The 6,927-nt window shown below is 75.7% G+C and carries 6 protein-coding genes and 1 pseudogene; 2 read left to right on the top strand and 5 right to left on the bottom strand.

The genetic code is table 11. The features are described from left to right. Positions 1-278: pseudogene (locus tag ACFXHB_RS43960) on the bottom strand (N-acetylglucosamine-6-phosphate deacetylase); the annotation flags it as partial. Positions 279-452: 174 nt separating this feature from the next. Between ACFXHB_RS43960 and ACFXHB_RS43955 the strand changes: the two are divergent. Together ACFXHB_RS43955 and ACFXHB_RS43950 are read left to right on the top strand one after the other, a co-directional pair. Next, positions 453-1,211, top strand: coding sequence for a DeoR/GlpR family DNA-binding transcription regulator (locus ACFXHB_RS43955; protein ID WP_380582733.1), 759 nt, complete (start codon positions 453-455; stop codon positions 1,209-1,211). Between the two features lie 165 nt (positions 1,212-1,376). Further along, positions 1,377-3,377, top strand: coding sequence for an NHL repeat-containing protein (locus ACFXHB_RS43950; RefSeq protein ID WP_380582731.1), 2,001 nt, complete (start codon positions 1,377-1,379; stop codon positions 3,375-3,377). A gap of 79 nt (positions 3,378-3,456) precedes the next feature. Here the strand turns inward: ACFXHB_RS43950 and ACFXHB_RS43945 are convergent, their stop codons facing one another. The 4 genes from ACFXHB_RS43945 to ACFXHB_RS43930 form a co-directional block, all read right to left on the bottom strand. Next, the gene (locus ACFXHB_RS43945; RefSeq protein WP_380582729.1) at positions 3,457-4,917 is read right to left on the bottom strand and encodes an FAD-binding oxidoreductase; all 1,461 of its coding nucleotides are present in this window, start codon (positions 4,915-4,917) and stop codon (positions 3,457-3,459) included. A 91-nt stretch (positions 4,918-5,008) separates the two neighbouring features. Continuing rightward, a complete protein-coding gene (locus tag ACFXHB_RS43940) occupies positions 5,009-5,560 on the bottom strand; it encodes a GNAT family N-acetyltransferase (protein WP_380582727.1) in 552 nt (183 codons plus the stop codon). Positions 5,561-5,687: 127 nt separating this feature from the next. Continuing rightward, positions 5,688-6,158 carry a hypothetical protein gene (locus tag ACFXHB_RS43935; protein WP_380582725.1) on the bottom strand — a complete coding sequence of 157 codons (471 nt, stop codon included), beginning with the start codon at positions 6,156-6,158 and terminating at the stop codon, positions 5,688-5,690. A gap of 109 nt (positions 6,159-6,267) precedes the next feature. Then, positions 6,268-6,927, bottom strand: a 660-nt coding sequence (locus tag ACFXHB_RS43930) for a hypothetical protein (protein ID WP_380582723.1), incomplete at its 5' end; no start/stop codon positions are given.

Genomic DNA, 6,927 nt, shown 5'->3' with positions numbered 1-6,927 from the left:
AGGTGGGTCCGGGCGGCCCGCAGGGCCTCCTCGGCGATCCCGGAGGCGTAGGAGGCGCCACCGCCGCCGTGGACGTGCAGGTCGACGAAGCCGGGCACGACGGTGTACCCGGTCAGGTCCAGGTCGCCGGGCACGGCCGTACCGCCGAGGCCGGCGATCCGCCCGCCCTCGACCGCGAGCCGGTCGCCCTCGACGACACCGCCCGGCAGCACCAGCCGGGCACCGGCCAGCGCGATGCCCGCGGGCCGGGCCGCCGATTCGATGCGCGCGGCTCTCACGCCGTCACCGCCACCGGGGTCGGACGCACTCCCCCATGACTGAGTGAAACTGCTTGATTGACGACTAGCACGATCATCTTTGAACTCCCGTCTCGGTGTGCCGCCAGTCTGCCCGACGATCTGCGCCGTCGGTACCCAAGCGAGTCGGCCGTCCACCAGGGCTAGACTCCCGCCATGCTCAAAGCTGATCGCACCACCCGGATCCTCTCCCACGTCACCGAGGTGGGGAGTGCCGACGTGCACGCGCTCGCCGAGCTCCTGGACGTCTCGACCGCGACCATCCGCCGCGATCTCCAGGAACTCCACGAGCAGGGGCTGCTGCACCGCACCCGGGGCGGCGCGGTCACCGGCTCGGTCAACCTCGAACTGCCGCTGCGCCACCGCAGTGACAAGCAGCGGGAGGAGAAGCGCCGGATCGCCAGGGCGGCGGCCGAGCTCGTGCCGGACGGCGCGGTGGTGGGCCTCAGCGGCGGCACCACCACCAGCGAACTCGCCCGCGCCCTCGCCGACCGCAGCGGCCTCACCATCGTCACCAACGCGGTCAACATCGCCGCCGACCTCATCGTCCGCCCCGACATCCACCTCGTCGTCATCGGCGGCATCGCCCGCACCGCCAGCTACGAACTCGTCGGCCCCGCCGCCGACCGCATGCTCTCCCACTACCACCTCGACATGGCCTTCATCGGCGTCGACGGCCTCACCCCCGAGGAGGGCTGCACCACCCACGACGAGATGGAGGCCCAGACCGACCGCGCCTTCCTCCGCAACAGCACCCGCTCCATCGTGCTCACCGACAGCACCAAGACCGGCAAGGTCACCTTCGCCCGGATCTGCCCGCTCACGGACATCCACGACCTCGTCACCGACACCGACCTCAGCGAGGCCCACCGGCAGGCCATCATCAACCACGGTGTCAAGGTCCACCTCGCCTGACCCGCCGGCCCCGCTCCGCCGGCCCCCCGCTCAGCCGTCCCCCAGCTCTGCGCCATCCGGTCCACGCCGGTGGCCGGTCGCGCTTACGCCGCCGCCCACCACGGGACGTATGTCGGCCGCGGCCCGCCCCGGGCCACGCACGACCGATGACGGAACGGAGCCACCATGCGCCGACGCCGCGGCGTCCTTCTTCTCGCCGCCATTCTCGCCTCCCTCGCCACCGTCCCCTCCCAGGCACGAACCGCCGGCGGCCCGCCCGGGCCGGACGAGACCGGCCAGTGCGGGGTGGTGCGCAGCGGCGACTCCCCCGTCGGCGCGGCCGAGGTGACGCTCTACCGGGCGGGCGACGAACCCGGCGCGGAACCCCAACTCCTGGCGAGGGCCCGCAGCGGTCCGGACGGGGCGTTCCGGCTCTCGTACGAGCGCCCGGCCGATCCCACCGCCGTCCTCTACCTGTTCGCCGACGCGGCCCCGGATCCGGCCGAGCGGGCGGCCGGACGGCGGGGCGAGGCGGTGCGGCTGGCGGCCGTCCTCGGGAACGGGCCGGCCCTGCCGCAGGTGGTCGTCAACGAACGGACGACGGTGGCGGCCGCGTACGCGCTGGCCCGGTTCGCCGACCGGCACGCGATCGCGGGGACGAACCCGGGGCTGCGGAACGCCGCCGCGATCTCGCACAACCTGGCCGACGTCGGCACCGGGGAGGTCGCGCAGGTCCTCGCGACGCCGCCGAACGGCGCGCTGACCAGCACCCTGGCGGCCTTCAACACGCTGGCCGACATTCTGGCGGGATGCGTCGACGGCCGGACCTGCGCCGAGCTGTTCGCCCTGACCCGGGAGCCCGGACAGCCGGAGCCCCGCGACACCTTCCAGGCCGCCGTGGCCATCGCACACGCGCCCGGCCGGCACGCCGCCGAGCTCTTCGCGCTCGCGGCCGCGGCCCCCCGCTACCGGCCGTCGCTGCCGTCGGCGCCGGACGCCTGGACGGTGGCCCTGCGCTACAGCGGCAACGGGCACGAACTCGACGGGCCCGGCAACATCGCCTTCGACGCGGCGGGCAACGCCTGGGTCGCCAACAACTACCGGTTCGCCGCCGACCCGCGGGAGTCGGTCTGCGGCGGCCGCGCCGTGCTGAAGTTCACGCCCACCGGCGAGGACGCGCCCGGGGCGCCGTTCCGGGGCGGCGGCCTCTACGGGGCCGGCTTCGGTGTGACGGTGGACCCGAAGGGACAGGCCTGGGTCGGCAACTTCGGCTTCCAGGGCGCCGGTTGCGAGCTGGACGAGAACCGGTTCAACCGCAGCGTCTCGCAGTTCGCCGGTGACGGTACGGCGCTCTCCCCCGACACCGGCTGGCGCGGGGGCGGCATCGTCCAGCCGCAGGGCGTCGTCGCCGACCGGGCCGGGAACGTCTGGATCGCCAACTGCGGCGGGCGCAGCGTGACGCGGATCCCCGACGGGCGGGCCGACCGGGCACACGCCGTCGCCACGGAGTCGCTGGACAAGCCCTTCGGTGTCGCCGTCGACCCGGCGGGCCGGGCCTGGGTGACGGGCAACGGCAGCGACAGCGTCCAGGTGCTCTCGCCGGACGGTACGCCGGAGCGCTCGGTGACCGGCGGGGGTCTGCGCCGGCCGCTGGGCGTCGCGACCGACAGCGAGGGCAACGCCTGGGTCTCCAACAGCGGCATCGTCCCGCTGCCCTGCGAGGGGACGACTCCCGCCGACACCGCCGAGGCGGTCGCCGGCGTCACCGTCCCGCACCCGGGCGCCTCGGTCACCCTGATCCGCCCCGACGGGTCGACCCCCGACGGGCCCTTCACCAACGACGGTCTCTTCCTGCCCTGGGGCATCGCCGTCGACGGCGACGACACCGTCTGGGTCGCGAACTTCGGCGGGCACCGGGTCGCCCGACTGTGCGGCGTCCGGCTGTCGGCCTGCCCGCCCGGCCACCGGACCGGTCAGCCCATCTCCCCGCCGGACACCGGGTACACCAGCGACGGACTCGACCGGAACACCGGGATCCAGATCGACCCGTCCGGCAATGTCTGGCTCACCAACAACTGGCAGACGGTGCCGCTGCAGACCAACCCCGGCGGCCACGAGCTGGTGGTCCTCATCGGCGCCGCCGCCCCGGTGCGGCCGGTCGCCGCCGGGGAGCCGTCGCGGCCCTGAGTGGCCTGAGCGGCCCTGAGCGGCGCGGGCGCCGGGCCCGGCACGGCGCCCGGCGGCCGGGTCCGGCACGGCGCAGCGGTCAGAGGGCCTGGGGGAAGTCGAAGGCCCGGTCCGGGTCGTAGGCGGCCTTGACCCGCTCCAGCCGGGGGACGTGCTCGCCGTAGTAGGCGGTGCGCCAGTCGGCGAGCCGGGGGTCGCGGTAGTTCTGGTAGGCGTGGCCGTTGGCGTAGGGCGCCAGGGTGGCGTGGGCGTCGGCCACCCAGCGGAGCCGGGGCTCGGCCGGGCTGTCGGCGGGCCAGCCGGCGTAGTACTGGGCGAGCAGCGTCGAGTTCCGGTGCCGGAAGGCCGTGGCGTCGGCCGGGACGCGGTTGACGGCCCCGCCGAGCGCGGTGAACGTGACGGCACCGGCCACCGGGTCCCGGCGGTCGGCGAAGCCGCGCAGCGCGCCGACCGCCGCCTCGGGGAGGAAGCCGTCGAAGAAGTGGGAGGCGGCGGCGAAGGCCTGGCTTCCGGTCCGCAGACAGGCCTCCACCGTGCGGCAGCCGGTGTAGGCGAGCATCGAGTCGAGGTACGGCCGGGTGGTGACGGCGGCGGAGGTGGTCGGGCCGGTACGGGCGAGCAGCGGGGCGACGAGCTGCTCCAGCTCCGCCGAGTCGCCGAGCAGCACGCCGCCCGCGTCCACCGAGGCGCCGCCGGGGCGGGCCCAGACGTGGAAGTTGGACCAGAGCCGGTCCGGGGCGGTGAAGGCCCAGGGCTGCCACTCGGCCAGCGCCCGGCCGGCGTCCGGCCAGGCCCAGGAGTACGAGAAGACGGTGCAGTCCACCGCCGGGTGGGTGCGCAGGCGCAGCGCGGTGACCACGCCGAAGTTACCGTTCCCGGCGCCGCGCAGGGCCCAGAACAGCTCCGGTTCCCGCTCGGCGTCGCAGCGCAGCACCCGTCCGTCGGCCAGGACGACCTCCGCCTCGATCAGGCTGTCGCAGGTCAGGCCGTACGCCCGGCTGGTGACGCCGTGTCCGCCGCCGAGGGCCAGACCGGCCAGGCCGACGGTGGGGCAGGTACCGGCGGGAACGGTGACGCCGTACCGGGCGAGTTCCGCGTAGGCGGTCATCAGGGGTGTGCCGGCGCCGAGTTCGGCCTGGTCCCCGTCGACCCGGACGGTGTCCAGCCGGGCCAGGTCGATCACCAGCGGGGTGTCACTGGACCAGCCCGCGTAGCAGTGGCCGCCGCTGCGGACCGCGAACCGGATGCCGAAGCGGCGGGCGAACCGGAGGCATTCGGCGACGTCGGCGCTGTGCGCGCAGCGGGCGATCGCCTCCGGGCGGGCCGCGGGGGCGAACCGCAGGTTGCGCGGCAGCCGGGCGCTCTCGTAGTCGGCCGAGCCCGGGCGCAGCAGCACGCCGTCCAGGCCCGCGGCGAGGGCCGGCCAGTCGGGCCCGGTCCGGGTCCGGGCCGGTGCGGCGGTCGGCCGGGCGGCGAGGGCCGCGCCCGCGCCGAGGGCCAGTACGGTACGTCGGCCCGGACGGCCGCCCCGGTCGCTCATGGCTGCACTGTAGGGGGGCCGCTCCCCGGTGGGCGGCAGGCACGCGGGCCGGCCCGGCTCGACCGGGCCCGCTCGCGGCGCGCGGTGCGGCTCAGCCGCGCCGGACGGCCAGCTCGATCTCCCGGGCGGTCTCGTCGCCGGGCGCGGGCAGTGTGTGGCCGGTGGGCTCGAACCCCGTCCTGCGGTACATCGCCTCGGCGCGGCCGTTGGCCTCGTGGACGAAGAGCCGGACCCGCTCGATCCTCGGCTCGGCGAGCGACCACGACCAGTCCAGGGCGGCCGCGAAGAGGTCCTTCGCGACACCGCTGCCGCGTGCCTCGGAGCGGACGAAGACGCCGACGAGATGCGTCTGCGCCTGCTCCGGGACCTCGCCGAAGAGGGTCGCCGTCCCGGCCCGCTCCACCAGGACCGACACGGTGCCGAGCCAGCTCCCGTCGGGGGTCTCCGCGACGAACTGCCGGGCCGCGACGCCTTCGGCGGCGGCCGCCGCGCGCTCCTGCCAGAACTCGTCGGGCCTGGCGACGGCCGGCTCGTAGCTGTCGTGGAAGGCGATCGGCGCGGCCGGATCCCGCAGCGCGTCCAGTCGAAGCTGCTTGATCTTCGGCCAGTCGTGGGCTTCCACCGCCCTGATGATGTGCTTCATAGACATGATCATTACATCGGGGTCGGCAGTCGCGGCGGCCGGGGGCGGCCCGGCGGCGCGGTCAGGAGTGGTGGCACCGCGCCCGGCGGCGCGGTCAGGAGTGGTGGCACCGCGCCCGGCGGCGCGGTCAGGACTGCTGGCCCCGCGCCCCGGAGCGGGCCCGGACGCGCAGGTGCGCGGCGAGGCCGGCGGCGAGCGCGAGGACGGTCGCGAGGGTGCCGCCGACCAGTACCGGGTTGACCCAGACCGGCACGAGTTCGTCGCCGCCCGGCGCGCAGTGCGCACTCATCGGGAAGCTCGTCCGCTCGACGACGGCGGCCGTGAAGCCGTGCAGTCCGCACCACTTCTCGTCCGTGATCCAGGACAGTCCGGGCCCGGCCAGCCGACCGCCGACGTAGGCGCAGGAGGCCGCGAACGCGGCGGTGGCCGTCGCGAGAGCGCAGCCCGCCGCCGGGGCTCCGTCCCGACGGGACCGGAGCAGCCGGACCGTCAGCACGAGCACGACGACCAGCAGGACGAGCGGCGAGACGAGGGACAACAGCTCGACGAGGACCAGGAGGTCCCCGTCCCCGGAGGCGAGCGACGCGTTGGTGGGCACCTGCGGGGGGACCGCCCGAGCCCCGGGGCCGGTTCCCGTGATCCGGGTCACCGGCCCGGCCCGGTGGCCCCACGACGCACGGACCGGCCGGCCCGGTCGGCCCGGCCGGTCAGCCGCCGAGCACCGCGTCCGCGGGCCGGCCGGACTGGGCCTGCTCGATCCGCTTGGCCAACAGGACGGCGAGGCGCTGCGCGGTCGCGGTGTCGACCGCGCCGTCCTCGGTGGTCACGGTGGCGACCACGGTGCCCGCGCGCATCACGATGCCCCAACCGTCCCGGCCGCCGGGCTCGCCCTGCCAGGCGCGGCTCTCGGTGCCGATGGCGGGCAGCTCCACGGTGTGGTAGCGGGTGGCGTCACCGTAGGCCGCGTACGCCGCCTTGAGCTTGTCCTGGGCGGCCGCCTTCGTCGGCAGGGTGTCGACGAGGAAGCGCGCGACCACGTCGCCGGAGCTGAACCGCGCCTCGCCGCTGAGCGGCTTGCCGTTGCAGGCGTCGGTGTTCTGGCAGGTGGAGGAGTGGTCGGTGGGGTCGACCCGCCGCTTCTCCTGCTCCCAACCGGTCATCGCCGCCTGGTCGGGCATCAGCTGCAGGACGGCCTTGTAGTCGAGCAGCGGCGTCGCGGCGTCGCTCCAGGTGGGTACCGGGGCGGAGCCGGCCGTCGAGCCGGCGCCGCCGGACGTGGCCGCACCGCCGGTCGCGGCCCCGCCGCCGGGCGGCACGGCGCCGGGCGCCGGGGTGCCACCGGTGGCCGCGCCGGACGAGGACCCGGT

The sequence above is a fragment of the Kitasatospora sp. NPDC059327 genome (genome assembly GCF_042752535.1).
Taxonomy (GTDB): Bacteria; Actinomycetota; Actinomycetes; order Streptomycetales; family Streptomycetaceae; genus Kitasatospora.
Note: the sequence above shows the minus strand (reverse complement) of the source record. Positions and strands in the feature narration are given on the sequence as shown.

Bases quoted from the DNA above. Each gene is read 5' to 3' on its own strand.
- ACFXHB_RS43955 (WP_380582733.1), top strand. From the start codon at position 453: ATGCTCAAAGCTGATCGCACCACCCGGATCCTCTCCCACGTCACCGAG.
- ACFXHB_RS43950 (WP_380582731.1), top strand. From the start codon at position 1,377: ATGCGCCGACGCCGCGGCGTCCTTCTTCTCGCCGCCATTCTCGCCTCC.
- ACFXHB_RS43945 (WP_380582729.1), bottom strand. From the start codon at position 4,917: ATGAGCGACCGGGGCGGCCGTCCGGGCCGACGTACCGTACTGGCCCTC.
- ACFXHB_RS43940 (WP_380582727.1), bottom strand. From the start codon at position 5,560: ATGAAGCACATCATCAGGGCGGTGGAAGCCCACGACTGGCCGAAGATC.